Raw genomic sequence first — 24,386 nt, 5'->3', positions numbered from 1 at the left:
ACCGCTTCGCATGAACACCAAGCCCGTACTTCGCGATATTCTGCGCATCGCCGTTGCCCAACTCAATCCGATCGTCGGCGACATAGCCGGCAATCTCGCCAAGGCCCGTGAAGCGAGGGCGGATGCCGCGCGCCAGGGCGCCGACATCATTCTCTTCACCGAACTGTTCATCGCCGGCTATCCGCCCGAGGACCTGGTGTTGAAGCCCGCCTTCCTTGCCGCCTGCGAGCGCGCGGTTGAAGAATTTGCCGCCGAAACCGCCGACGGCGGCCCGGGCGTCATCATCGGCACGCCGCTGAAGCGCAAGAGCGGCGTGCATAATTCCATCATCGTGGCCGATGGCGGCAAGATCCTTGCCGAGCGCTACAAGATCGACCTGCCGAACTACGGCGAGTTCGACGAGAAGCGCGTGTTCCAGGCCGGGCCGGACCTGCCCGGGCCGGTCAATTTTCGCGGCGTCAGGCTGGGCATTCCGATCTGCGAAGACGTCTGGGGCGAACTTGGCGTTTGCGAGACGCTTGCAGAGTCCGGAGCGGAGATCCTTCTGGTTCCCAACGGCTCGCCGTACCATCGCGGAAAAGCCGACATCCGCCAGCAGGTGGTCATCAGGCAGGTGATAGAAACCGGCCTGCCGATCATCTACGCCAACCAGCTCGGAGGCCAGGACGAACTGGTTTTCGATGGCGCTTCCTTCGCAATCTCGGCCCAGAAGACGCTCGCTTTCCAGATGAGCCAGTTCGAGGAGGCCCTTTCCGTCACCGTCTGGAAGCGCAACGAAGACGGCTGGGAATGCGTCGACGGCCCCATGTCGAAGCTCCCTGAGCGGGAGGAGGCAGACTACCGCGCCTGCATGCTGGGGCTGCGCGACTACGTCAACAAGAACGGCTTCAAGGATGTCGTGCTCGGCATGTCGGGCGGCATCGATTCGGCCATCTGTGCGGCCCTTGCCGTGGATGCGCTGGGCGAGGAGCGGCTGCGCGCCGTGATGATGCCCTATCGCTACACCTCCAAGGAGTCGCTGAAGGATGCCGAAGACTGCGCCCGCGCGCTTGGCTGCCGCTATGACATCGTGCCGATCGCTGAGCCGGTCGAAGGGTTTTCGCACGCGTTGACGCAGATTTTCGAAGGCACGCGTGAAGGCATCACCGAGGAGAACCTTCAGAGCCGCGCGCGCGGAACGATCCTGATGGCGATCTCCAACAAGTTCGGCTCCATGGTCGTGACGACGGGCAACAAGTCGGAAATGTCGGTCGGCTACGCCACGCTCTATGGCGACATGAACGGCGGCTTCAACCCGATCAAGGACCTCTACAAGATGCAGGTCTATGCACTGGCGCGCTGGCGAAACGGCACGGTGCCGCCAGGCGGGCTGGGGCCCTCGGGCGAGGTGATACCCGCACACATCATAGACAAGGCACCGTCGGCGGAACTGCGCGAGAACCAGACCGATCAGGATTCGCTGCCGCCGTACCCGGTGCTCGACGACATACTGGAGTGCCTGGTCGAGAACGAGATGGGCGTGGATGAGATCGTCGCGCGCGGGCATGATCGCGAACTGGTGCACCGCATCGAGCATCTGCTTTATGTCGCGGAGTACAAGCGGCGGCAGGCTGCCCCCGGCGTCAAGATCACACGGAAGAACTTCGGTCGCGACCGCCGTTACCCGATCACCAACCGATTCAGGGATCGCGGCTAGACGGCAAATTGCGTTCCGCGTCGAGGGCGAACATGGCGGCTTATGAGATCAGCTTCGACCCCGCACGGATCGATTTTCACGCGACCTGCGAACTACTCAAGTCCAGCTACTGGGGGCGTGGCCGCAGCGATGGCGGCTATGAACGCGCCTTCGCCAATTCGCTGTGCGCCGGTGCCTATCTCGACGGCAGGCAGGTGGCGTTTGCGCGAGCGATCACCGACAGAACCTATTTCGGCTATCTCTGCGACATAATCGTGTGGCCCGAACATCGCGGGCAGGGACTGGGGCAGAGGCTGGTCCGCGCCTTCATCGACCACCCGGAACTCGGCGGCATCTTGCACTGGAGTCTTTCCACCTCGGATGCGCACGGAGTTTACGAAAAGCTCGGCTTCGTAAGATCTGCTGAGGGTCAGTACATGCGGCTGTCTCGCACACCTTCTAGCTCGTTCTGAGGCGCCTCGGCTTTTCATTGCAGGTTCGCGCGTCCATCGTGCCATCCGGGTGGGTTCGGCTAATAAAGCCTCGTTACCGCCCGGATTGTGCCCGGCCGGTGCCAAATTCGTTTCGTATCCCGCAACCGCCCCGGCGGTTTTCCGGCTCGTCGCGGCTTCCAACATCTGAACTCTCTGGGATCGGGCCGCCTGTCGCGTCCGAATGAAGCATGGCACGTTTTCACATGGATTGGCGCGGCGGCGCTTTCCGCAGCGTTCTCCGATTTGCCTTTCGGCATTGGCAGCGTCAGCCGATCCGGTTGGCGGTCATCTCGGTAGCCTTTCTCGTTTCAACAATGGCGGATGTCCTGATACCGCTTTATTCGGGCAAGCTGGTTGCTGCCGTTGCGGACGGCGCCGCCAGCGACGCGGTGGCGTGGAACGCCGCGCTCGTTGCATTCCTGATGCTACTGGGTTTGGGGGTCGGCGCCATAGTTACGCGCCACGTGGCCTTCATGGGCATGGTGAACCTGGGGCTCAACATGATGTCGGAAATTGCGGTGGACGCGTTCCACCGTATCCAGCGCTTCTCCACCAACTGGCACGCAAATGCCTTCGCCGGCTCGACCGTGCGCAAGGTGACGCGCGGCATGTGGGCGCTCGACCTTCTGAACGACACGCTGCTGATCGCGCTGCTGCCCTCGGTCATCATGCTGGTGGGCTCCACGCTGCTGCTCGGATGGTACTGGCCGATGATGGGCGCGATCGTGGCGCTTGGGTCCATCATCTACGTCGCGATGACCGTGGTGCTGTCGCTGGCATATGTGGCCCCGGCGGCCAGCCTTGCCAACAGCTGGGACACACGGCTGGGAGGGGTGCTTGCCGATGCGGTAACCTGCAATCCTGTGGTGAAGGCGTTCGGGGCCGAAACGCGCGAGGAAGCCCGCCTCTCCAAGGTGATTGGCAAGTGGCATCACAGGACGGCGCGCACCTGGACGCGCGGAGCGATCAACGGCACCGCGCAGGGCATGACGCTTCTCGTCCTTCGGGGGGCGGTGATCGGTTTTGCATTGCTGCTCTGGTCGCAGGGCAGGGCAAGCGCCGGCGACATCGCCTTCGTGCTGACCTCGTTCTTCGTGCTGCAAGGCTATCTTCGCGACGTAGGCGTGCATGTGCGCAACCTGCAGCGCTCGGTGAACGACATGGAGGAACTGGTCGCAATGTTCGACGAGCCGCTGGGCATCGAGGACAAGCCTTACGCAAGGCCGATCATCATCGACGAGGGCCGCATCGATTTCGAGCAGGTGACCTTCCACTACGGCACCCATCACGCGCCGCTCTATCGCGACTTCTCCGTCTCCATTGCGCCGGGCGAGCGGGTGGGGCTGGTGGGGCATTCCGGTTCTGGCAAGACCACCTTCGTGAAGCTCGTGCAGCGGCTCTACGACGTCAACAGCGGGCGAATCTCGATCGACGGGCAGGATATTTCGCAGGTCCAGCAGGATTCGCTTCGCGGGCAGATTGCCATCGTGCAGCAGGAGCCCGTGCTGTTCCATCGCTCGCTGGCCGAGAACATCGCCTATGCGCGGCCTGGCGCGACGCAGGCACAGATCGAGAATGCCGCGAGGCTCGCCAATGCGCACGACTTCATCACCCGCCTGCCGAAGGGCTACGGCACGATGGTGGGCGAGCGCGGCATGAAGCTTTCGGGCGGCGAGCGCCAGCGCGTGGCCATTGCCCGCGCCTTCCTGGCCGACGCGCCGATCCTGATCCTGGACGAGGCGACGTCGAGCCTGGATTCGGAATCGGAGGTGCTGATCCAGCAGGCCATGGAGCGGCTGATGGAGGGGCGCACCACGCTTGTCATCGCTCATAGGCTCTCGACAGTGCGCTCGCTGGACCGGCTGCTGGTATTCGATCGCGGACGTATCGTGGAGGAGGGCGACCACGATGCCCTGATCCGCCTGAAGGGTGGCATCTACCGCCGCCTGTTCGAGCGTCAGGCGCTGGAACTGACCAAGGGGCTTGTCTGAGGCAGTCTGGGGCCGCGCATTGGGCGCGGTCCCGGGCCTGCCAGCGCTTTGCCAGCCTTGCCAAGGCCAAATGCATCCGTTAACCGGTGCAAATGACCGTAACCGTTCGCTTCGCCCCGTCGCCGACGGGCCTCATCCATATCGGCAACGCGCGTACCGCGCTGTTCAACTGGCTGTTCGCCATGAAGAATGGCGGCCGCTTTATCCAGCGTTTCGATGACACCGACATCGTGCGTTCGAAGCAGGAATATGCCGACGCCATCCTGTACGACCTGCATTGGCTGGGCATCTTCCCGGACGCCACCGAATACCAGTCGCGGCGGTTTGATCGCTATGACGCGGCGGTGGAGAAGCTGAAGACTGCGGGCCTGCTCTATCCCTGCTACGAAACCCAGGAAGAGTTGGAGCTGCGTCGCAAGATCCGCCTCTCGCGCAAGCAGCCGCCCGTCTATGGCCGCGAGGCGCTGAAGCTGACGGCGGAAGAGCGCGAGGCGCTCGAGGCCGAAGGCCGCAAGCCGCACTGGCGCTTCCTGCTGCCGAATTTTTCCACCGACCCGTTCGAGCCCGAACGCACGGAAGTCCAGTGGAATGACCTCGTGCGCGGCGATGAGACCGTCGATCTCGCCTCGCTGTCGGACCCGGTTCTGGTGCGCGAGGACGGCACCTATCTCTACACGCTTCCTTCCGTGGTGGACGATATCGAGATGGGCGTCACGCACATCATCCGCGGCAACGACCATGTCACCAACACCGGCGTGCAGATCGCGCTCTTCAAGGCGCTGGGAGCAGAGCCGCCCGTGTTCGGCCATCACAACATTCTGACCACCAGCGACGGCGAGGGGCTTTCCAAGCGCACCGGCGCGCTGTCCATCTCGGGCCTGCGCGAATCAGGCATCGAGCCTATGGCCGTGGCTTCGCTGGCGGTGCTGATCGGCACTTCGGAAAGCGTTGCCGCCATGCCGACCATGGCGGAGTTGGCGAGCCGCTTCGACCTCGCAACCACGTCGAAATCCGCCTCGAAGTTCGACCCCGAGGAGCTTATCGTGCTCAACCGCGCGCTGCTCCACAACATGCCGTTCTCGCAGGCGCAGGATCGGCTGTCGGTGCTCGGCATCTCCGGCGAACAGGCGGAGCCTTTCTGGCTTGCCGTACGCGGCAACGTCGACAAGCTGGCCGATGCCGCCGGCTGGTGGCGCATTCTGCGGCAAGGGCCCGACCAGCCGATCGAACTGGCTGGCGAAGACGCCGACTTCGTGTCGCAGGCACTCGATCTCCTGCCGGAAGAGCCGTGGGATCGCTCGACCTGGAAGGACTGGACCGGCGCTGTGAAAGAGGCAACCGGCCGCAAGGGCAAGTCGCTGTTCATGCCGCTTCGGCTGGCGCTTACCGGCCGTGCCTCCGGGCCGGAACTCGCAGATTTATTGCCTCTTCTGGGTCGGGAAGGAACGTTGGCCCGACGACCCTGACCTTGCGGTCCGGGTCCAGGTCGCGAATGGCCGCCGGCTCGTCGCCGGCGGCGACCGTTGCCATTGCTTCGGGGCTTGCGACGCTTTCCACGCTTGCGGCAGGCGCTGGCGGCTCCGGCTTGACGATCGATGCCGAGAATTCCGGTTCGACCTCGGTCGGAGGTATGGCCGCAGCGGGCTGAACCTCGGCCGCTTCCTGCTGCGGCGGGTTTCCGGCTATGATCTCGAAACTCTTGGGCGCGTTGCAGCTGCAGCCTTCAGGCGCGGCGGAGCTTCGATAGCGAAAGGCCGCCGGCAGGCGGGAATAGGGCATGCTGGACCGGGCAGAGATCATTTCGGTTGCCGTGTCGCTCTCGGCTTCTTGATAAAAAAGCTGCATTTCGGCATTGGGGCACGCCGCCTGGCAGTTCTTCTGGTCGCGCGCAAACTGGCCGCGCGAAGAGGCTGGCGACATCGGGAAATAGTAGCCGTCGCAGGTGCGTACGCAGAAGGTGCGATACGTGCCGGCAAGGCGACTGATGCCTTCGCCCGGGTTCAGCACCCTTTGAACTTTGCGTTCGCCGGCCGCGGCGGCTGCCTGCTCGGTCGCCCGCGTCCGGCTCAGAATCCGTTCGATGGCGCGAGCATTTTCGGTCGCGGCCTCGATGCGTTGCGGTGCCTGCCGGCAGCCATTGGCGTCGATCGCAGCAATGATCTGGGCCTGTGACCTGCCCGGACGGACACGGCCACGCTTGCGCTCCAGCGCATCCAGGTTGCTTTCCATTCTGGCGAGATTGTCGTTGAGCTTGGCGCAATCCTCGACCGCGCGGCCGAACATGGAAAAGCCGCATCCCGCGGCGCGCGCCCGGTTGCGCACCCGAACGATCTGTTCGCGCTGCTTGGCGATTGCGGCGTCATATTTTTCGGTGCGGGCTGTCTTTGCTCCACCGGCGAGTTCGGCCTCGAGCTGGCGGCACAGGCGAGCATCGGCAAGCGCCAGCGGCATGGTGGCGAGGAGCCCTGCAAATATGGCGGAAAAAACGGCGATTGCGCGCACGAACCCGTTCGATCCGGCCGTCATCATGTACCCCAAGAAACTCAACATGGCCGGCTGCCGGGCAGCCGGCTGAAATCCGCCTCCGACTAGCACGAGCAGGTTAACTGCCTGTTTGCAGTTTGGTCCTGCCCGTGCCGACTGACGCTGTCAGTCCGCGTTAGCCATGGTTGCTTGCGCCTTGTGCGAGGCTTCGACCACTGCCAGCGCCGTCATGTTGACGACGCCGCGCGACGTAACCGAAGGCGTGAGGATATGCGCCGGCTGCGCCGCGCCCAGAAGGATCGGCCCGACATGCAGGGCATCCATCATCTGCTTCACGGCGGTAAGCGTGATGTTGGCCGAATCGAGGTTCGGGAACACCAGCAGGTTGGCCTCGCCCTTCAGCGTGGAGTGTGGATAGACCCTCTGCCGCAGATGTTCGGCAAGAGCCGAATCCGCATGCATTTCGCCGTCGCTCTCAAGATCCGGTGCGACCTTCTTCAGGATGGCCGCGGCTTCCCGCATCTTCAGGGCGCTGGGTGTGTCCCGCGAGCCGAAATTCGAATGCGACAGCAGCGCCGCCTTTGGCTCGATGCCGAAGCGCCTGATCTGTTCGGCTGCCAGGATGGTCATTTCGGCGATTTCTTCCGCACTCGGGTCGACGGTGACATAAGTGTCGGTGAGGAAGATCACGCCGCGGCTGGAAATGAGCATCGACAGCGTCGACAGGTCGCGATGGCGCACACCCTCGCGCGCGCCGATGATCAGGGTGACATTGCGCAGGTGCCGCGCGAAGCGGCCTTCGAGGCCGCAGATCATCGCATCGGCATCGCCGCGGCGGGTCGCCAGTGCGGCGATTGCGGTGGTGTCGGTGCGCACCATGGTGCGGGCGGCTTCCTGGGTAATGCCGCGCCGCCCGCCAAGCTGGATCATGAGATCGACATAGTCGCGGTAGCGCGGATCGTCCTCGGGGTTGATCAGCTCGAAGTCGGTGCCGGCGCGAATGCGCAAGCCGTAGCGCCGCAGCCGCGTGTCCACCACGCTGGGGCGACCGATCAGGATCGGCTGCGCGATCCCTTCCTCCAGAACCACCTGCGCGGCGCGCAGCACGCGCTCGTCCTCGCCGTCGGCATAGATCACGCGCTTGGCCGACGAGGTCTTCGCCGCTGCAAACACCGGCTTCATGACCAGGCCGGAGCGGAACACGAAGCGGTTCAGGCGGTCGATATAGGCCGGGAAGTCGGTGATGGGACGCGTGGCCACGCCGCTGTCGCAGGCAGCCTTTGCCACCGCCGGAGCGATCCGCAGGATGAGACGCGGATCAAAGGGCGAGGGGATCAGGAAGTCAGGGCCGAAGGTCGGCGTCTCGCCGGAATAGGCGCGGGCCGCGACGTCGGAAGGCTCCTCGCGGGCAAGCCCCGCAATGGCACGCACGGCCGCCAGCTTCATCTCTTCGTTGATCGCGCTCGCGCCGCAATCCAGCGCGCCGCGGAAGATGTAGGGGAAGCAGAGGACGTTGTTGACCTGGTTCGGGAAGTCGGAACGGCCGGTGCAGATCATTGCGTCGGGCCGTGCCGCACGTGCCACCTCGGGCATGATCTCGGGGGTCGGGTTGGCCAGAGCGAGGATCAGCGGCTTTTCCGCCATGTGCTGCAGCAGTTCAGGGCGCAGCACGCCGGCGGCCGACAGCCCAAGGAAAACGTCGGTGCCGCCAATGACGTCGTCCAGCGTGCGCGCGTTGGTATCCTTGACGTAGGGGGCCTTCCAGCGGTCCATCTCTTCGACGCGCCCCTTGTAGGCTACGCCGTAGCGGTCGGTGACCCAGATGTTCTCGATCTTCGCGCCGAGCGAGACCAGCAGGTTGAGGCAGGCAAGAGCTGCAGCGCCCGCGCCGGAGGTGACGATCTTGACGTCCTCGATCTTCTTGCCGGCGAGTTCCAGCCCGTTGAGGACAGCTGCTGCGACGATGATGGCGGTTCCGTGCTGGTCGTCGTGGAAGACCGGAATGCGCATCCGCTCCTTGAGGCGCTCTTCCACCTCGAAGCATTCGGGCGCCTTGATGTCTTCAAGGTTGATACCGCCGAAGGTGGGTTCCAGCGCCGAGATGGTCTCCACCATGCGCTCGATTTCCGGCGCGTCGATCTCGATGTCGAAGACGTCGATGCCTGCGAATTTCTTGAACAGGACGGCCTTGCCCTCCATCACCGGCTTGGAGGCCAGAGGGCCGATATTGCCGAGGCCGAGAACAGCAGTGCCGTTGGAAATCACGCCCACAAGGTTCGCGCGCGCCGTATAGTCGGCCGCCGTGGCCGGTTCGTCGCGGATTGCAAGGCAGGGGGCTGCCACGCCGGGCGAATAGGCGAGCGCCAGGTCGCGCTGGTTGCCAAGCGGCTTGGTGGCCTGGATCTCCAGCTTTCCCGCTACCGGATATTTGTGGAAGAACAGCGCCGCCTCATCGAGGTCGGAGCGTTTGGTGTTGTCTGTTTCCGTGTTCATTTCCGCCGCTTACCCCGCGTACGGTCGCATTCGACCGCCTGTTGCCCTGTGCGATCCCCGCCCTTCAGACACCGGTGAGTGGTCGGAAAGGCACGAGGTCGATAATTCCAGTGATTCCAATTGCTTGGAACCACTATTTCGCCAATTGAGTCAGATGTGTGTCGTCGCGTCAAAACGCGCTGACATACAGGCCGCCATCCACCGGAATGTTCTGCCCGGTAATATAGCCGGCATGTACCGAGCATAGGAAGGCGCATATCTGGCCGAATTCTTCCGGCGTGCCGAGGCGCTTGGCCGGAATGTCGGCGCTCAGCCGCAGCTTGCGCTCGCGCGCGGCTTCCGGTGTTTCCTCCACGCCCGTTCCATGCGTGGTGCGCAGGCGATCGGTGTCGAGCTTGCCCGGCAGCAGGTTGTTGATGGTGACATTCCGGCTGGCCACCGTGCGCGCCACACCTGCCAGGAACGAGGTGAGACCGGCGCGTGCGCCCGACGACAGGTCGAGTCCCGGTATCGGGACATAGACGGACAGCGACGTGATGTTGACGATGCGCCCGAAGCCGCGCTCCGCCATGCCGTCAATCACTGCCTGCACGAGTTCGATCGGCGTGACCATGTTGTTGGTGACGCCTTCGAGAATCTTCTGGCGGTCGAGTTCGCGCAGCGGACGCGGCGGCGGTCCGCCATTGTTGTTGACCAGGATGTCCGGCGCAGGCGCGGCGGCGAGCAGATCCTTCTGGACGGCAGGGTCCGCGACATTGCCCGTAATCTCGATGACGTCGACGCCGAACCGGTCCCGAAGCTCGCGTGCGGTTGCCGCAAGTGCCGTCGGGTCGCGACCGTTGACGACGAGGTTGCAGCCCGCCTCGGCCAGCGCCGTTGCGCAACCGCGGCCCAGCCCGCGGCTCGACGCACAGACGATGGCCGTCTTTCCTCGAATGCCGAGATCCATGATTTGCTTCTCCTCTGCAGGGTTGCGAACCTAGCTTGCGTGGCAAAAACCGCAACCGTCATACGCCTGTTGCATGGGGGCTTCATAGGCTTGCGCGACAGCAACGGAACAGAAGCTCATGCCCGGCGAAGCGCCACGCAAATTCCGCACCCTGTTCATTTCCGATGTCCATCTCGGCTCCAAAGCGGCCAAGGCGGTGTTTCTGATCGACTTCCTGCGTCATCACGAAGCGGAGACGATCTACCTTGTTGGCGACATTGTCGATGGCTGGCGGCTGCGGCGGTCCTGGCATTGGCCGCAAAGCCACAATGATGTCGTGCAGAAGCTGCTGCGCCAGGCGCGCAAGGGCACGCAGATCATCTATATCGCGGGCAATCACGACGAATTCCTGCGGATGTTCCAGGGTGTTCATTTCGGCGGCATCGTCGTTGCCGACCGGGCTATTCACAAAGCCGCCGACGGCAAGAGCTATCTGGTCATCCACGGCGACCAGTTCGACATGGTCGTGCACAATGCGCGCTGGCTCGCCTATCTGGGCGACAAGGCCTACGACATGGCCATCATGGTCAATCGGATGGTGACGCGGCTGCGTCAGTGGCTCGGCATGCCCTATTGGTCGTTCTCTTCCTGGGCAAAGGTGAAGGTCAAGAAGGCGGTCAATTTCATTGGCTCGTTCCAGGACGTCTTGGCCGATGAGGCTCGACGTTCGGATGTCGATGGCGTGATCTGCGGGCATATTCACCACGCCGCGATCGAGGATTTCGGCGACGTGCGCTATGTCAACACCGGCGACTGGGTGGAGAGCTGCACTGCGGTGGTCGAGCATTTCGACGGGTCGATGGAGATCGTCCACTGGCCGCACGCGATCGCCCGGCCAGCACGCCGCAAGCCGCTCCGCGTGCCGGCCGAGATGGAAGAGGCCATCGGCAAGGCAGCCTGACGCCGCTCCCACCGCGCCGCACGGCCCGAAATCGGCGGCGTTGTTTGCCCGGTGGCGTCCCCATGCTATGGGGCGGCAGCGTGACCGATCCCATTTCGCATGAGTCGCGCTTTCTGGATCGCCCCCTCCATGTCGTCGTCGCAAACGCTCGCTGCGGCCCAGTTCGTGAAGCCGCGCTATTTCGAACTGCGGATATCGCTCATCTACCTGATGGTCTTCGTACCGGTGGGCGTGCACCTTCCGTATTTTCCGCTGTGGCTGGAAACCAAGGGATTCGATGCCGGCCACATCGCGATCATATTGTCGGCACCGATGTTCCTGCGCGTCGTGACCACGCCATTCATCACGAGCCTGGCAGACAAGGCGAACGACCGGGCCAATGTCCTGATTCTGACGGTAGCTGCCGCGCTGATGTTGTCGTCGGGCTACTTTCTGGAGCCCGACTATCTGACCGTTCTGCTGGTGTCCCTGGTTCTGGCCGTGTTCTGGACCCCGCACACGCCATTGGCCGATTCGCTCGCGCTCTCGGGCGTTCGGCGCTTCGGTTCGAACTATGCCGGGATGCGGATCTGGGGCTCCATCGCTTTCCTGGCCGCCAACCTCGCCGGCGGCGCCGTGCTTTCAGTCTATGGAGCGGACGCGGTTCCCGCGATGATCACCGGCGGTCTTGCCGCGATATTGGTCGTCGTGTGCTTTGCTCCGCGACTCGGGCGCCCGCGGCGTGCTTCGCCGCTTTCGGCGGCTGAGCTCCAGGACGCGGCGCCGAAGCTCCTCAATGCCTATTTCCTGTTCTTCGTCATCGGAGCGGGCATCATCGTATCCAGCCACGGCTTTCTCTATGGCTTCGTGTCCATCTACTGGAAGTCGATCGGCATCAGCGAAACGCTGGTCGGCCTGCTATGGGCCTGGGGTGTGGTGGCCGAAGTTGCCATGTTCATGGTTTTCACGAGGGTCTTCGGCCATATGCGACCCGTCGTCCTGCTGGTGATGGCCGGCGTGGCGGCAATGCTGCGTTGGGCCTCGTTTCCGCTGATCTGGCCAATGGGTGCGGGCGTTGCAGGTTTCTTCGCGTCGCAGACGCTGCATTCCTTCTCCACCGGCCTGATCTTGATCGGGGTGCAAAAGATGATTGCCGAGACGGTGGTTGAAGAACGCATGGGCGCGGCGCAAGGCATTGCTTTCTTCGCCAGCGGCTTCTCCATGGCAACGGTCACGCTGTTTTCCGGCGTGCTCTACGAACAGCTCGGTGTCGGCGGCTTTTATGTGATGGTGGCGGTGGCGGCGCTGGGCATCGCTTTCATCGGCCTGGCGGCGCGCTCAGCCCCAAAGGGCCGCCTGGGGCGGTGACACCAGAGAGCCTTCGTAGACCAGACCCGGCTCGCGGTCGCGCGCGAGCAGCAGCGGCCCGTCCAGGTCGACGAAATCGGCACCCTGCGCCAGCAGCACGGCTGGCGCCATTGCCAGCGACGTGCCGACCATGCAGCCGACCATGACGGAGAAGCCGAGTTCGCGTGCGCGGTCGCGCAATTGCAAGGCCTCTGTCAGCCCACCGGTCTTGTCCAGCTTGATGTTGATGGCGTCGTAGAGACCGATCAGCGACTCGAGATCTTCCACGCCGTGTCCGCTCTCGTCGGCGCAGATCGGCACGGGGTGCGGAATGTCGCGCAGGATCCCGTCCTTGCCCGCCGGAAGCGGCTGCTCGATCAACGCGATGCCGAGATCGGCCGCCAGTGCCAGGTTCTGCCGGATGTTTTCGTCGTTCCAGCCTTCATTGGCGTCGAGGATGATGCGGCTGTCGGGCGCAGCCTTCCGCACCGCCTCGATGCGCGCGATATCATTGTCGCTGCCGATCTTGACCTTCAGCAGCGGGCGCCAGGCATTTTCGGCGGCTTGGGCGGCCATGGCTTCAGGGCTTGAGAGCGACAGGGTGTAAGCCGTTTCAAGCGGTTGCGGCTGCGCGCCGGAAATGGTCTGCCACACGGGTATTCCCGAAAGCTTCGCTTCCAGATCCCACAGCGCGCAATCAATGGCGTTGCGGGCTGCGCCCGATGCCATCGACTTCACGAGGGCGTTGCGGTCCATGCCCGCCGCTATCCGGGGCGCCATCGCTTCGATTGCTTCGCGCACGCTTTCCATCGTCTCGCCATAGCGCTTGTAGGGCACGCATTCGCCACGGCCGACGGCCGGCCCCTCAGCGATTTCGCAGACGATCACCTCGGCCTCGGTCTTCGAGCCGCGCGAGATGGTAAAGGTGCCGGCGATCGGAAAGCACTCGGCATTGGCCGAAAGGACACGCGGCATGTTTTTTCTCCAAATTCTTGGACCGGCAAAGCTGAAAAAGTGACAGAGCCTCGATGACGGGATATGACAGGCTGTCATGACTATCAATGCTGCCGACGAAGCGAAAACCGCAAAAGAGCAGCCGCCCTTCATCGGCGAGGCGGAGCATGACGGCGTGCGCGCCTATGTCTTGTCGGGCACCTGGACGACGCGAACGGTCGCGCTGGTCGATGCTGAGATGCGCCGCCTCGAAACACGCAGGGACAGCGAGCCCGTGGTACTCGACCTTGCAGGGGTCGAAAAGATCGACACTGCCGGCGCCTGGCTGCTTGAAAGGCTGATCGCTGCGCGGGAGGCGCGCAATGCCGAGGTCAGGCTTACTGGCGCGAGCGAAGAGGCCGGCATCCTTCTCGGCGCGGTGCGCGATGCATCGCGGCGGGGCGGGGAGGTGGAACGGCCCAAGCCGCCCGGTCTCGTCATAGCCTCGCTGGAGGCGATCGGGCGCACGGTCTACACGATCCGAGACGACTTCCTCGCCTCCATGAACATCCTGGGCTCCACCATTCGCGGGGCGCAGTTGAAGCTTGGCCGCGGCCATGCCGTCAATCTGGCTGCGATCTTTCACCAGATCGACCGCATGGGCGTGGGCGCAGTGCCGGTCGTGGTGCTGATGTCGGCGATCGTGGGCGGCATCGTGGCCCAGCAGGGCGCCTACCAGCTTCGCTATTTCGGCGCCGACATCTTCGTAGTCGACCTGGTCGGTATCCTGATCCTGCGCGAACTCGGCGTGCTAATGACGGCGATCATGCTGGCAGGCCGTTCCGGCAGCGCCATCACCGCCGAGATCGGCTCGATGAAGATGCGCGAGGAGGTCGATGCGCTCAAGGTCATCGGGCTCAATCCCGTCGGAGTGCTGGTCTTTCCGCGCCTTGTTGCGCTGGTTATCGCGCTGCCATGCCTGGCCGTCATCGCCAACTTCGCCGCACTCGGCGGCGCTATCGTGATCTCGTACTTCTATTCGAACATCACGCCAACGGCATTTCTCGACCGGTTGCGGGTCGGCATAAGCCTCAGCACGATCTTTTCCGGGCTGATCAAGGCGCCTTTCATGGCCATGGTCATCGGCATTCTTGCCTCCGTGGAGGGGCTGAAGGTCGGCGGCAGTGCCGAGTCGCTCGGGCGCCACGTGACTGCCTCGGTGGTGAAGGCGATCTTCATCGTCATCATCATGGATGGCGCATTTGCCATCTTCTTCGCTTCGATCAACTTCTGAGGCGAGCGGCGATGGTCATCGAAACGACTACGGACCAGGTGAATGGATACGGCCGCCCGGACGGCGAGATCGTTCTGGAGGCACACGGCGTCACTGTCGGTTTCGGCGACAACATCGTGCTCGAGAACCTTTCGCTGGACATACGTCGTGGCGAGATCCTCGGTTTTGTCGGCGCGTCCGGCAGTGGCAAATCGGTTCTCCTGCGCACCGTTCTCGGCCTGACCAAGAAGCGCGCCGGCACGATCAGGCTCTTCGGGGTGGATGTCGACGAGGCCACCGACATGGAGCGGATGAGGCTGGACATGCGCCTCGGCGTGCTTTTCCAGCATGGCGCGCTGTTTTCCTCGCTGACCGTGCGGGAAAATGTCCAGGTTCCGATGCGTGAATATCTGGACCTGCCGAAGAAGCTGATGGACGAGCTGGCGCTCCTGAAGGTGGAACTGGTGGGGCTTCCACGCGATGCGGCAGAAAAGTTCCCGTCGGAACTGTCGGGCGGCATGATCAAGCGTGCGGCGCTGGCCCGCGCCTTGGCGCTTGACCCTGACCTCGTGTTTCTCGACGAGCCGACCTCGGGCCTGGACCCCATCGGCGCGGCCGACTTCGACGAACTCGTGTCCAAGCTACGGGACACGCTGGGTTTGACCGTCTACATGGTGACACACGATCTCGATAGTCTGTTCACCGTGTGTGACCGAATTGCCGTTCTCGGCAAGAAAAGAGTGCTCATCGAAGGCACGATCGAAAACATGCTTGCCAGCGAGGAGCCGTGGGTGAAGTCTTACTTCCGCGGCAAGCGCGCGCGGCACATCGATCTGTCGGCCAGGAGATAGAATAAAAGTCGCGAATGGAAACCAGAGCCAACTACGTAATCGTCGGAATTTTCACGCTCCTTGCGATCCTCTCCGCCTTTGCCTTCGTCTATTGGACCGCGGCGATCGGCGAGAGGGGCGAGACCGCGATGTTGCGCGTGCGTATTCCGGGGTCGGCATCAGGCCTGGGGCGCGGCAGCGCCGTGCTTTTCAACGGCGTGAAGGTTGGCGATGTACGGCGCGTCTTCATCGATGTCGAGAACCCGAGCGTGGCGATCGCCGACACCGAAATCGATCGCCTGACCCCGATCACCAAGTCCACTCAGGCCGATATCGGTCTCACCGGCCTTACGGGCCAGGCGAACATCGAGCTCAAGGGCGGCAATCCGCACGAGGTAAATCTGTTCGAGGAGGCCGAGTCGCAGGGCAAGGTCGCGGAGATTACTGCCAGCCCCTCTGCCGTGACCAATTTGCTGCAGACGGCGCAGGACATATTCAAGCGCGCCGATACTCTGCTCAGCCAGCTGGAAGGCTTTGTGAGCGACGTTCGCGTGCCGCTCACCCACACGGTTTCCAATGTCGAAAAGTTCTCCAACGCTCTTGGCCGCAATGCCGAGGGCGTGGACAGATTCCTTTCGAGCGTCAGCAAGCTCTCCGAGGAACTGGTGGGCGTCTCGGGGAGGCTGGATAGCACCCTGAAGGCGGCGGAGGATCTGCTCAAGGCGGTGGACAAGGACAAGGTTTCGCAGATCGTCACCAATGTCCAGAAGGTCACCCGCGATCTGAGCGAGAACACGAAGGAATTCGACCGGATCATTGCAGGGGCTCAGAAAGCCGTCGGCTCCATCAACACCTTTGCCGAACGGAGCACCAATACCCTGAACAAGGTCGACGGCATTCTGGATAGCGTCAATCCGGAGACGGTGCGCACCACGCTCGGCAACATCGAGTCTGCGAGCCGCGACGCCAAGAGCGCGGCAAGCGACGTCGCGAAAGTCACCGAGAAGTTCAGGGGCCGCTCCGGCGATATCGATCGCATGATCGGCGACGCGACCGAGCTGGCCCACCGCCTCAACGCCGCTTCGGTGCGGGTGGATGGCATATTGGCCAAGGTGGACAAGCTGCTGGGTTCCGGCCAGACGGAGGGCATGATGGCCGAGGCCCGCGACACGCTGAAGGCCTTCCGGCAGGTTGCCGACACGCTCAACGCGCGCCTGGGCACGATTTTGAGCGGCCTTCAGCAGTTTACGGGACCGGGCTTGCGTGACGTGGAATCTTTCGTGCGCGACGGTCGCCGGGCGATAAACCGGATAGAGCAGGCGATTACGGATCTGGAACGCAACCCGCAGCGCATCCTTACGGGTGGAGAGGGAACCGTCCGCGAATATGACGGACGCGCGCGGCGTTGACATTGACGGACGCCCATTCGAAGAAGGCGTTCTAGGGTGAGGGAATGACCGCCAGCTTCGTGCAAAGCTGGGATCGTGGGGACGGATTTGCGGTGAAAACGCTTCAATTGATGTCGGGCATTGCCTTTGTCGCATTGTCGCTGTCGGGTTGCGCCCTGCTGGGCGCCAAGCCCGAGCCACTCGACACCTACGAACTGTCGGCGCCGGCGGCCGAGGCGAAGCATGCGCGCCGGCGCATGCAGATACTCATCGCCGAGCCGCCCGCACTCAAGATGCTGGACGGTCAGAACATCGTCATCAAGCGCAAGTCGGGCGTCATCGAATATCTGAAGGGTGCGCAGTGGGCGGACCGGCTGCCGCGCGTCGTTCAGGCGCGGCTGGCCGAGACCTTCCAGCGTTCGGGCGCCTTTGCCGGCGTGGGATTGCCGGGTGAGGGGCTGGCGATCGACTATCAGGTCATTGCCGAGCTGCGCGCCTTCGAAGTGTATGTCGACGGCAGCCGCAGTGCGGATGTCGAGCTGTTCGTGCGGCTACTCAACGATCGCAACGGCGAGGTGCGCGCGTCGCGCAGCTTCAGTGCCACCTCGCCGGTCTCCGGCAGCGGCAACGATTCCTATATGCGCGGACTGGACCGTGCCTTTGGCGAGGTCGCGCTCGAAATCGTCAATTGGACCGAGTCGACGATCTGACCACGGTCCGGCTCTAACCACGTTGAACCGGCCAGGCGGCAGTGAAGCCCCGGAGCAAGTTTCACAAACAATCAGCAGGCAAAGAAAAAGGCGGGAAGTTCCCGCCTTTTTCTTTTTCCGGTGGACTGCCGCTTACCGCAGGCGCCCGCTGGCGTGAGCCAGCATGGTGTAGACCTTGCCGGTGTCAGACGACAGATAGGTCTGCGACATGACGTTGTCCTGGTCGTTCCGTGACACGTCCTTAAGCAGCTTATCGAAATCGTCGCAGTAGCGATCCACGGCGGCACGGAACTCGCCGTCGGCCTGATACTTGCGGCGGATCTCGTCGAAAGTCTGCTGCCCCTTCAGCGTGTACAGGCGTCGCGTGAACACGTCGCGTTCGCCACGGCGATAGCGGTTCCACAGCTCGATCGAGGCGTCATGATCGATGGCGCGCGCAATGTCGACCGAGAGCGAATTCAGCGATTCGACGACATGGGCCGGTGACCGCGCGGGCGCGGCAGGGCGGGGTGCGTCGGCGACCGCCGCCTTGCGCATGCTGTCCTCGCGCGACGCGCCGGTCAGCAGGTCGCGAACCCATCCACCAGGCTGGCTGCGTGCGCCTTCACGCGGGCGCGCAGTCCTCTCGGCATCGACATCCAGCGTACCGCGCAGGGCGAGGTCGCCCGCCTGCGTGGGCTGGGGCGCAGCCGGACGGCGTGCCGGCTCGGCCGGCCGCGGCTGAGGCGCACGTTCGCCAACGTCCATCGTGCGGCCGGACTTTGCGACGATGTCCGACAGCTCCTTCAGCGCCTTGATCTGCTCGCTCACGGCGCGGCGCATCGCGGTTGTCGACTGCTTCGCCTCCTCCGGCATTTCGAGCACGCCCTGCTTCAGCTCGGCGCGGGTCGCGTCTAGGTCGGTCTTGATGGAGCTGGCCGTGCGGCGCATCTCCTCGGTGGCGTCGGCGAAGCGCTTGGTGGCCGACTCGACCACTTCGGTGATCGCATTGCGGATCTTGTCGGTTGACGCGATGGTGCGGCCTTCCGCCTTCTCCAGCGCCTTGCCGACGAGGTCTTCGAACGAGCGCATGACGCGTTCGAGATCCTCCGACTTCTTGACCAGGCCGACGGCCAGGTCGTCCAGCGAGGATTGCCGCCCCAGCGTGTGCTCCAGGTTGTTCTGGGCCGCGCTGAGCAGTTCGGACGCGCTCGAGAGGAGGCGGCCGTGCTCGTCGAAGCGCGTTGCAATCGACGCCACTTCCTTCAGCGTGTTCGACGACAGGTCGGCGAGGCGGCCGGTGTTGGAGTCGATCAGCCGAGCCGAGCTTGCGAAGGTCTGCGCCGCCTTTTCGGTGGTCGCGGCGAAGCTCTGCGTGCTGCCGGCGAGACGTTCGTCGACATTGGCAAGGTTGGTGGCCGCGCGTTCGATGAGCTCATTGAGCTGCGCGCTGGAAACCGAAAGCCTGCCGATCAGGTCGCCGACGCCATCGGCCAGCGAACTGCGAGCGCCTTCCACTGCCGACAGCGTCTCCGCTGTGCGAGTGGCGAGCGCGTTGACGAGTGCGGCGTTCTCGGCACGCAGGCGTTCGGTGGCGCGCTGCGTGGCGTGCTCCAGGCCGCGCTGCAGCTCGTTGCCGCTTTCGGCCAGACGGTCCACCAGCGGGCGTGCGTTCTCGTCCAGGATCTTGCCGATCTCGGCCGAGCGCTCTGCAAGCATCGCGTTCAGTTCGCGGGTGTTGGCGCCGATGGTGCGGGCGGCCTCGTTGGTGCTCTGGCCGATGTGCTGTCCCACGGCGGTGAAGGTGTCGGCGATGGTGCTGGCACGTGCGACGAGCTGTGCCTCTGCCTGCGAAACCTGCTCGTTGAGCTTCTGGCCAACCGTTTCGGCGCTTGCGGCGAGGCGGTCTTCCGCTCGCGCCACATGTTCGTCCACGCGCGCGGCCGCCTGGTTGATGCCCGAAGCGAAGCGCTGGTCTGCGCCCGAAAGCGTCTCTTCGATCGCCTTGGTGCGTGCGTCCAGTTCGGCAGCCGTCTGCTGCGCGCGGGCAACCACTCGCTGCTCGGTTTCTGCAAGGGCGTCTGCAACGCCGGAGACCTGCGAGCCGATGACCGTGGCACCCTCGGCGATGCGAGCGGCGATGCGCTGATCGGCATTCTCGAAGATCTGCCCGATTTCCGAAGCGCGTCCGGCAAGCGATTCGGCGCTTTCGTTGATGCGGGCAGCGATTTGCTGGTCCGCGCTTTCGAAGACGCGGCTGATTTCGGCTGCGCGCCCCACCAGCGCATCGGCGCTGGTGTTGACGCGGGCGGCAATGCGCTGATCGGCGTTCTCGAAAACCTGTCCGATCTCCGCCGCGCGGCCGGCAAGGGCGTCGGCCGTTTCATTGACCCGGGCCGCCAACCGCTCGTCGGCTGCCTCGAAGTTTCTGACGATCTCCACCGCCCGTGCGCCCAGCGTGGTCGCACCGTCGGAGATGCGCGAGATGAATTGCTGGTCGGCTGCATCAAAGATGCGGCCGAGCTCGGCGGCGCGGGCGGCAAGCGCCTCGGCCGATTCGCCGATGCGCTGGCCGAGACGGTGATCGGCGTCCTCGAAGTTGCGCAGAATGTCGCCGGCGCGGGTTGCCAGCGAGTTAGCGGTTTCGATGGCACGGGCCACCAGCTTCTGGTCGGCATCGTCGAACGTGCGGACGAGATCGCCGGCGCGGGCCGCAATGGCCTCGGCGGTCTCTTCGGCGCGCGCAATAAGCGTTCCGGACGTTTCCTGGGCGCGGGCGGCGAGACGAGTGTCAGCCTCCTCGAAGGCGCGGGTGATGTCGTTGGCGCGTGCGAGCAGGGCGGCTGCGGTCTGTTCGGCGCGCGCCGCGATCTGGCGGTCGGCATCGGTGAAGGCGCGGCCGGCCTCCTCGTTGAGAGCCGCGGTAACCTCCATGACCTTCTCGCGCAGCGAGCCGGCAACCACCACGGCGCTGTTCTCGAGCACTGTGCGGACATTGTCCACGCCCATGGTCAGAGCGCGTTCCATGGTGCTGGTGCGCTCTTCGATGACGCCGGTCTGGCGGCGGAAGGCTTCCTCGATCTTCTCCACGTCGGAGGCGAGGGCCTCGGAAATGTCGATGCGCTTGTCGGCGATGATCTGGATGTGCGTCGAGACGGCGTCATCGATCTCGCGGCGCGTTTCAGCCAGACGCGTCAGGTCGTCGTCGAGGGCGCGGGTCAGCATGTCGCGGCCTTCGGCGAGCTTGCCGATTTGGCCCGCGATGATTTCGTCGATGCCCGAACGGCTGTCCACAACCTTCTGCAGGTCGGCTTCAAGCGCCTGGGTGAGGATGTTTCGGCCCTCTGTGATTTTTTCGACCTGGGCAGCGACCAGTCCGTCGATCTGCGAGCGCGAATCCGCCAGCTTCTGAAGGTCGGCCTCTAGAGCGCGCCTGAGAATGTCGCGACCCTCAGCCAGCTTCTCGACCTGGCCGGCCACAAGGCCATCGATGCCAGAGCGGCTCTCGGCCAGCTTCTGAAGATCTTCTTCCAGGGTGCGGGCCAGCATGGCGCGGCCTTCTTCCAGGCGGCGGGTCTGGCTGGCGATCAGGCCCTCGATATTTGCGATGTCGGCCTCCAGCGCGCGGGTCAGCACGCCGCGGCTCTCGCTCACCTTCTCGGCCTGGTTCGCGACGACGCCGTCGAGGCTGGCGACATCCGCTTCCAGCGCCCGCGAGAGCATCTTGCGGCCTTCGACCAGCTTTTCGGCCTGTGCGGCAACAAGCCCCTCGATGCTTGCAATATCGGCTTCCAGCGCACGGGTAAGCACGTCGCGGCCATGGGCGAGGCGTTCCAGCTGGCTGCTGACGACGCCATCGAGCGAGCCGTGGCCATCGGCCAGCTTCTGAAGGTCTTCTTCCAGCGAGGCCGTCAGCATGCGGCGGCTCTCGTTGAACTTCTCGGCGTGGCGGCTGATCATCGCGTCGATGCTGGCGACGTCCTGCTCCAGCGCGCGGCGCAGGATATCGCGCCCCTCGGCAAGCTTTTCGACCTGTCCGGCGACGAGGCCATCGATGCTGGCCCGGCTCTCGGCCAGCTTGCCCAGGTCGTCTTCGAGCGCGCGCGTCAGGAGTTCGCGGCCCTCCGCCAGCTTTTCCACCTGGCCGGTGACGAGCCCATCAATGCTGGCGCGGGTGTCGGCCAGCTTGTTGAGGTCCTGCTCCAGGGCGCGCTTGAGGATGTCGCGACCCTCGGCGAGCTTTTCCACCTGACCAGCCACGAGGCCATCGATGCTCGAGCGGGCTTCGGCCAGCTTTTCGAGGTCCTGCTCCAGCGCGCGCTTGAGGATGTTGCGGCCTTCGGCAAGCTTTTCGACCTGACCGGCAACGAGGCCATCGATGCTCGAGCGGCTTTCCGCGAGTTTGCTCAGGTCATCCTCGAGCGCACGTGTCAAACGCTCGCGGCCTTGATCCAGCTTCTCGATCTGGCCATCGACCAGATGGTCGATCGTGGAGCGGCTTTCGGCGATCTTACCGAGATCGGCTTCCAGGGCGCGCGTGAGCACTTCGCGTCCCTCGGCGATCTTTTGGACCTGCCCGACGACGAGATTGTCGATTTCGCTGCGGCTCTCGGCGAGCTTGTTGAGATCGGCTTCCAGGGCGCGAGAGAGAATGTTGCGGCCTTCACCGAGCTTGCCGACGTGGCTGGCGACCATTTCGTCGATGTTGGCCCGGGTCTGGGTGAGCTTGTCCGAATCCTCGGTGAGGGCGCGGGCGAGGCTTGCGCGGCTCTCGGCCAGCCGTTCCAGATGTTCGCCGAGCGAGGCGTCGATGGTGGCGCGCGATTCGTTGATCTTGCGCAGGTCCTCTTCCAGCGCCTGCGAAATCTGTGCACGGCCTTCTGCCAGCTTCAGAACCTGCAGGTCGACCGCCTCGTCGATGCCGGCGCGGCTTTCCTCGAACTTGGCCAGATCGGCCTGCAGCGTCGAGGCGATGCGCTCGCTGCTTTCCGCGAACTTGCTGGCGTGGGCGTCCACGGCTTGGTCGATGCCCTGGCGCGCATCCGCAAGCTTCTGGAGGTCTGCCTCGAAGGCATCGGACACGGTATGCCGCGCCGCTTCCAGGCGGTCGGCGAATTCGTTGGCGCGCGCCTCCAGCATGGTGGAGGTCGACATGACCATATCGCCCATCTGGGAACCAATTCTCGCGCGGCCTTCCTCGATCATCGCCGAGAGATTTTGGTTGCCGTCCGAGAAGGTGGTGGCGATCTCGCGAGTGCGCTCGACCAGGGTCTCGTTGATCTGGCGTGCGCGCGCCTCAAGTGCGGCGTTGAGCTTCTGCGTGCCGGTGTCGAGTGCCTCGGCCCGGGTCTGGAACTCGCTGATCAGCGCCTGGCCGCGCTCGGCCAGGGTGCGTTCGATGCCCTTGAGATTGGTGTCGAAGTCGGCGTTGAGCGTGCGCGTGGCGTCCCCAAGCAGCGAAACCATGCCGGCAGTGCGGTCGTCGAGCAGTTGCGACAGCGAGCGCGTCATGTCGTCGGCGCTCTGGTTCAGCTTGGCGATGCGGGTATCGAGCAGGCTGGCAAAGGCTTCGCCCGAGGTGCTGATGCGATCGCCGATCGTGTCAAGGCGCTGATCGATCGATTCGAACAGCGACGAGCCGCTTTCATTGATGCGATCGATCAGGGAATCACCGGAGTTGGTGATCGTCATCGACAGTTTGGTCGATGCGCCGAGAATGTTCTGACGGATGATGTCGCCGGCCGAATCGAGTTCGTCGCGGAGCGTTTCATGCGCACCGGCGATGGACGCGCGCACGCGCTCGGCGTGGGTGACGACAGCCTCGCGCTCGCTGCCCAGGCCGTCGACCAGCGTGCGGATGCGCGCTTCGTTCTCGGCATAGGAGCGCTCGATCTGGCTCACCTCGGTGTGTACCAGCGTTTCCAGCTCGACGGCGCGAGCGAGCGTGCGCTCGATGCCTTCGCCCATGGCCGCCACTTCGCGGCGCACGGCCTGGCCGACGGCCATGACGCGGTCCTGGGCCAGGTTTTCCGGCTCGGCGAGGCGGAACGCCACCTCGGTCATGGATTGCGCGGCAAGCCGCATTTCCTGGGCGCGGCGAATCATCAGGGCAAACGCCCAGAACAGGATGATCGGCGTGATCGTGGCCACGCCAAGCAGGATCATGTAGGGCTGCGCCAACACCTGGTCGATCGACCTGATCTCCAGGAGGCCCGGTGAAAACAGCTTGTTCGCCAGCAGGGCTCCGCCGCCCACCCAAATTGCTGAAAGCAGTGCGACAGCCCAATAGACACCGCTCGACGAACGGCGGTTTATGCTGCCGAGCAGCGTGCGGTAGTCCTTTTGCTGGTCGTCGTTCGCGGGCGAAAGGCCGTTCGGCCGCGGGCTCGAGGTTTCGACAGGGCGGAGGCTGCTCGGCAACGCGGGTGCCGTATGAACCGAGGGCTTGGGCTCCTGCTTGACGGGTGCACTGGCGGCGGCCGCAGCCTTTTCGGCGCGGCTCTCGCGGGCCAGTTCGTCAGCCGCCTGGGATATCTGCGCCTCCAGGTCTTCCATGGAGGCGGCTATGTCCAGCTCGTCAGCGCCGGCTGCCAGATCAAAATCGAGGGCTTCCTCAAGCTCCTTGGCAACGTCCAAATCGAGATTCTTCGTTGTCGAGCTTTTTTTCGCCATGTCGCCGTTACCCTGTACTCATTGCCGCGAGGCCGCCAAAAAAGTGGCTCATAAAAACTCGCGTCGAGGCTTTTTATGGACTTTACGTATCGTACTGGCACAGTCCGGTAAAGGAAACTTGAATCCCCGCCGATGCGTAAAAGTTTAAATATACGGTTAACGATGCCGGGATTTTGGCGGATTTGCGGACGGTTCCGCCACTTTGGCCATTAACCCGTTATCCACATGATTGAGTGAGTCTGGCGCCGC

Annotated in this window: 15 protein-coding genes; 10 read left to right on the top strand and 5 right to left on the bottom strand. The window is 64.0% G+C overall.

The window, feature by feature from the left end; all coding sequences use genetic code 11:
* Window positions 1-10 precede the first annotated feature (10 nt).
* The 4 genes from AC3A4H_RS07630 to gltX all read left to right on the top strand — a co-directional run bounded on the left by AC3A4H_RS07630 (window position 11) and on the right by gltX (window position 5,626).
* Window positions 11-1,696, top strand: coding sequence for an NAD+ synthase (locus tag AC3A4H_RS07630; protein WP_487766161.1), 1,686 nt, complete (start codon window positions 11-13; stop codon window positions 1,694-1,696).
* 32 nt (window positions 1,697-1,728) lie between these two features.
* A complete protein-coding gene (locus AC3A4H_RS07625; protein WP_487766160.1) occupies window positions 1,729-2,148 on the top strand; it encodes a GNAT family N-acetyltransferase in 420 nt (139 codons plus the stop codon).
* A 209-nt stretch (window positions 2,149-2,357) separates the two neighbouring features.
* Window positions 2,358-4,160: an ABC transporter ATP-binding protein gene (locus tag AC3A4H_RS07620; protein WP_487766159.1), complete on the top strand. Its 1,803-nt coding sequence runs from the start codon at window positions 2,358-2,360 to the stop codon at window positions 4,158-4,160.
* Window positions 4,161-4,252: 92 nt separating this feature from the next.
* Window positions 4,253-5,626: a glutamate--tRNA ligase gene (gene gltX, locus AC3A4H_RS07615; protein WP_487766158.1), complete on the top strand. Its 1,374-nt coding sequence runs from the start codon at window positions 4,253-4,255 to the stop codon at window positions 5,624-5,626.
* On the opposite strand, the gene AC3A4H_RS07610 is transcribed toward gltX, so the two are convergent.
* The 3 genes from AC3A4H_RS07610 to AC3A4H_RS07600 form a co-directional block, all read right to left on the bottom strand.
* Window positions 5,544-6,710: a DUF2865 domain-containing protein gene (locus AC3A4H_RS07610; protein ID WP_487766157.1), complete on the bottom strand. Its 1,167-nt coding sequence runs from the start codon at window positions 6,708-6,710 to the stop codon at window positions 5,544-5,546. The genes gltX and AC3A4H_RS07610 overlap by 83 nt on opposite strands.
* Window positions 6,711-6,809: 99 nt before the next feature.
* Complete coding sequence (locus tag AC3A4H_RS07605; RefSeq protein WP_487766156.1) at window positions 6,810-9,137, bottom strand: NADP-dependent malic enzyme; 2,328 nt, start codon at window positions 9,135-9,137, stop codon at window positions 6,810-6,812.
* Window positions 9,138-9,306: 169 nt separating this feature from the next.
* On the bottom strand, window positions 9,307-10,086 hold the full coding sequence (locus tag AC3A4H_RS07600) for an SDR family oxidoreductase (protein ID WP_487766155.1): 780 nt from the start codon (window positions 10,084-10,086) through the stop codon (window positions 9,307-9,309).
* A gap of 118 nt (window positions 10,087-10,204) precedes the next feature.
* Between AC3A4H_RS07600 and AC3A4H_RS07595 the strand changes: the two genes are divergently transcribed.
* Together AC3A4H_RS07595 and AC3A4H_RS07590 are read left to right on the top strand one after the other, a co-directional pair.
* On the top strand, window positions 10,205-11,026 hold the full coding sequence (locus tag AC3A4H_RS07595; RefSeq protein WP_487766154.1) for a UDP-2,3-diacylglucosamine diphosphatase: 822 nt from the start codon (window positions 10,205-10,207) through the stop codon (window positions 11,024-11,026).
* A 129-nt stretch (window positions 11,027-11,155) separates the two neighbouring features.
* Entirely contained in the window at window positions 11,156-12,373 is a 1,218-nt protein-coding gene (locus AC3A4H_RS07590; RefSeq protein ID WP_487766153.1) for an MFS transporter, read from the top strand.
* On the opposite strand, the gene dgcA is transcribed toward AC3A4H_RS07590, so the two are convergent.
* Window positions 12,344-13,327 carry an N-acetyl-D-Glu racemase DgcA gene (gene dgcA / locus AC3A4H_RS07585; protein ID WP_487766152.1) on the bottom strand — a complete coding sequence of 328 codons (984 nt, stop codon included), beginning with the start codon at window positions 13,325-13,327 and terminating at the stop codon, window positions 12,344-12,346. The two genes, AC3A4H_RS07590 and dgcA, sit on opposite strands and share 30 nt — an antisense overlap.
* 76 nt (window positions 13,328-13,403) lie before the next feature.
* On the opposite strand from dgcA, the gene AC3A4H_RS07580 reads away from it, so the two are divergent.
* From AC3A4H_RS07580 to AC3A4H_RS07565, 4 genes are read left to right on the top strand one after another with little or no spacing between them, the layout of a single operon-like run.
* Window positions 13,404-14,579, top strand: coding sequence for an ABC transporter permease (locus tag AC3A4H_RS07580; RefSeq protein ID WP_487766151.1), 1,176 nt, complete (start codon window positions 13,404-13,406; stop codon window positions 14,577-14,579).
* Window positions 14,580-14,590: 11 nt separating this feature from the next.
* Window positions 14,591-15,409: an ABC transporter ATP-binding protein gene (locus AC3A4H_RS07575; protein ID WP_487766150.1), complete on the top strand. Its 819-nt coding sequence runs from the start codon at window positions 14,591-14,593 to the stop codon at window positions 15,407-15,409.
* Window positions 15,410-15,423: 14 nt separating this feature from the next.
* Entirely contained in the window at window positions 15,424-16,797 is a 1,374-nt protein-coding gene (locus tag AC3A4H_RS07570; RefSeq protein WP_487766149.1) for an MlaD family protein, read from the top strand.
* Window positions 16,798-16,841: 44 nt separating this feature from the next.
* The gene (locus AC3A4H_RS07565) at window positions 16,842-17,486 is read left to right on the top strand and encodes an ABC-type transport auxiliary lipoprotein family protein (protein ID WP_487766148.1); all 645 of its coding nucleotides are present in this window, start codon (window positions 16,842-16,844) and stop codon (window positions 17,484-17,486) included.
* Window positions 17,487-17,618: 132 nt separating this feature from the next.
* Here AC3A4H_RS07565 and AC3A4H_RS07560 read toward each other — a convergent pair whose 3' ends face one another.
* Window positions 17,619-24,137 carry a coiled-coil domain-containing protein gene (locus AC3A4H_RS07560; protein WP_487766147.1) on the bottom strand — a complete coding sequence of 2,173 codons (6,519 nt, stop codon included), beginning with the start codon at window positions 24,135-24,137 and terminating at the stop codon, window positions 17,619-17,621.
* Window positions 24,138-24,386: the final 249 nt, after the last annotated feature.

It is taken from the genome of Pseudaminobacter sp. Soil_N_29, from assembly GCF_057656055.1.
The sequence above is the reverse complement of the archived record's forward strand: the minus strand, read 5'-3'. Positions and strand labels throughout refer to the sequence as shown.